General features: G+C 80.4%; 3 protein-coding genes. All 3 read right to left on the bottom strand.

What is annotated here, in order from left to right; translation table 11 throughout:
• The coding region (locus tag AB6N23_RS17970) for an RDD family protein (protein WP_412867329.1) at positions 1–889 on the bottom strand (889 nt) is incomplete at its 3' end.
• Positions 886–2,244 (bottom strand): hypothetical protein, encoded by a 1,359-nt coding sequence (locus AB6N23_RS17975; protein WP_412867330.1) that lies wholly within the window; start codon positions 2,242–2,244, stop codon positions 886–888. The genes AB6N23_RS17970 and AB6N23_RS17975, both read right to left, overlap by 4 nt.
• Positions 2,245–2,501: 257 nt before the next feature.
• Positions 2,502–2,755 (bottom strand): hypothetical protein (locus tag AB6N23_RS17980; protein WP_412867331.1); only part of this gene is annotated, 254 nt, incomplete at its 5' end.

Genomic DNA, 2,755 nt, shown 5'->3' on the forward strand with positions numbered 1-2,755 from the left:
GCGCCCCGGTCTGCGGGCCCGCCGGCGGGGCGTCCGTGCGCTCCGGGGCGCGCGACCCACCGGTCTGCGCGACGACGACGGGCTCGCCGAGCACGCCCCCGCCCGGCGGGCCCGCGGGCGCGGGGACGGGCGGGACCGGACCGGGCGGGACCGGACCGGGCGGCACGGGGCCGGGCCCGGTGAGCGGGCGCGCGGCGTCGGGATCCTGCCACGGCAGCGTGAGGTCGGGGGTCGTCGCGCCGGCGCCGGCGGCCATGACCGTGAGGCCGGGCGCGACGGGCGGCACGGACACGGTCGACGCGGCACGTCGGCGCGGGACCGCGACGACCACGGTGCCGGCGGCGCGGTCCGCCCACGAGCGGCGTCGCCCGGTGCGGTCGAGGGCCGCGGACGCGACGACGCCCCAGGCACCGACCACGGCGACGAGCCCGCCGAGCCCCACGACGAGGAGGCGGACGAACGACCGGCCGGCGCCGGGCGACCACGGCCGGTCGTCCTGCGCGGTGCGCAGGCGCAGCAGCGCGTTGCCCACGGTCAGCCCGGTGCGGGCCTGCCAGACCCACAGGGCCACGACGGCCTCCACGCCGACGATCGCGGTGAGCACGACCGAGCGCGTCGGCAGCCACACGGCCGCGACGACGAGCGCGAGCGCGAGCACGTCGAGCGTGAACGAGGCCAGGCGTGCGCCCACACCGGCGGCACGGCCGGCGAGGTGCTCGCCGAGGTCGCCGTCGGCGCGCCGGCGGTCACCGCGCGTCCCCGCGTCGGCGGGCTGCGCACCGGCGCTCCCCCGCGGCAGCGCGCCGCAGCTCGGGCACGGGCCGTCCGTCGGTGCGGGGGCGCCGCAGCACCAGCACGCCGTCGTCGTCCCCGTCGTCTGAGTGGTCATCCCGACACCGCCGTCCGTACGAGCTCCAGGCCACCGGCCGCGAGCAGCGCGGCCGGCATCGCGAGCACCGTCGCCATGCCCTGCAGCACGTCGCCGGTGCGGGACAGGGCGAGCGAGCGGGCGCCGCGCCCGAGGGGCACCGCGACCACGGCCGCCGCGACGCCCACGAGCGCGAGCAGCCCCGCGACCAGCGTCTCGGTGCCGGGGCCGACGGTCGCGCCCAGCGTCCGCAGCCCCACGACGGCCGCGACGACCGTCGACGCGCGCACGACCCACCGCAGCGCCGGGACGCTCTCGGTGCGCGCCAGCAGCAGCAGCCCGAGCAGGTAGCACACCACGAGGGCGACCGTGCCGCCCACCACGAGGCCGCCCGACGGGTGCACGGGCACGGCCACCGGCAGCGCGGCGGCACCCACCAGCGCCAGGGTGATCGTCGCCGTGACGCGGGCGGCCGACGCCGCGACGACGTGCGCACGGATGTCGTCGCCGTCGATCGCCCCCGGGTCGGCCGGCACCGTGCCCCGCACCGACCAGCGGTTGCGCAGGTAGCGGCCGTAGTCCATGAAGTAGCCCTCGTCGATCTGCAGCAGCGCGGCCGGCACGGCACGCAGCGCGACCGGCACGGCACCCGCGGTGAGCGCCGCGGCGGCCTGCACCGGCCAGCCGAGCAGCAGCACGAGCCCCCACAGCGCGCCGACGCCGGCCGCGACCGCCGCCACCGCGCCGAACGCGGCCCGCCACGGGCCCGCGTCGGCCAGGGCGACGCCCGCGACGCCGAGCACGCCGACGGTCGCCGCGGCGGTGAGGACGTCGAGCACGCTCGCGCCGTACCAGCCGTCCGGCACGAGCGTCACGGCGCCGGCGACGGTGAGGGCCACCGGGGTCGCGACGCGCAGCGGCGCCGGCAGGTCGTCGCTGCGGCGGGTCGCGAGCACCGCGGTGCCGAGCGCCGCCACGCCGAGCAGGGCCGCCACGAGGAGGGTCGCGCGCTCGTCGAGGAGACCGGGAGCCACGACGTCGAGCGCGAGCGTCACCGCGGCGGCGGCGAGCAGCGCCCACCACGCGGGCGTGTCCGCGCCCCGGCCGGCCACCCGCCGGGCGCGCGCGGCGCGGCGGGCGTCCTGCACCCGGACCGCAGGGTCGACCACGGTCAGCAGCACGCCGTCCTCGAGGTCGGTCACGGGCGTCGTCGGGGCCGTGGGGCGGTCCCCGACGAGCAGCGTCAGCCCGGGGTCGTCGAGGACGACGCCGGCGGCGCCGAGGGCGTCGCCGAGCGTGCCCGTCGCGGGGAGAGCGACGTCGAGCCGCCGGTCGCCGTCGAGCACGGCGAACCGGCGCGGAGGTGCGGTGGTCACGGGCGGGGCGACCGTCCTGCCGCCGCACGCAGGGGACGCGGGCGCGTCGCGCTGTCGCTGTCGCTCACGTGCACCCCTCCCTCGTCACCAGTCCCGCTGCCGCACCCTCGCGCGGGCGGAGCCCGTCGGCCGTCACCGCGTCGGACGTCACCGCGGTACGTGGACGCGCACACGGTACGCCGCGTCGCACCGCGGCTCTCCCGTCGTATCGGCAGACGGGGCCGCCCACTGGAGCACTCCGGTGGGCGGCCCGACCGTCAGCGCTCGCCCGGACCGGCCGAGAGCGGCCGCGGGGCGACGTCGTCCTCGTCCTCGAGCCGCGGGGCCAGCGGACCGCCGAGGCCCTTGCGACGGTCGCGCTTCGACGCCGCCCCGGAGCCCGCGCCGCCGCCACCGCCGGCCATCATGCCCGTCGTGCCGCCCGCGCCCGTGCCACCCGCACCGCGCGCACCCGCCGCGGCGCCGGCTCGCCGTCCGGCGCGCCGATGGCCCCGCACAAGGCGGGCCCGCC

Source organism: Cellulomonas pasadenensis (genome assembly GCF_047229365.1).
Classification (GTDB): Bacteria; Actinomycetota; Actinomycetes; order Actinomycetales; family Cellulomonadaceae; genus Cellulomonas.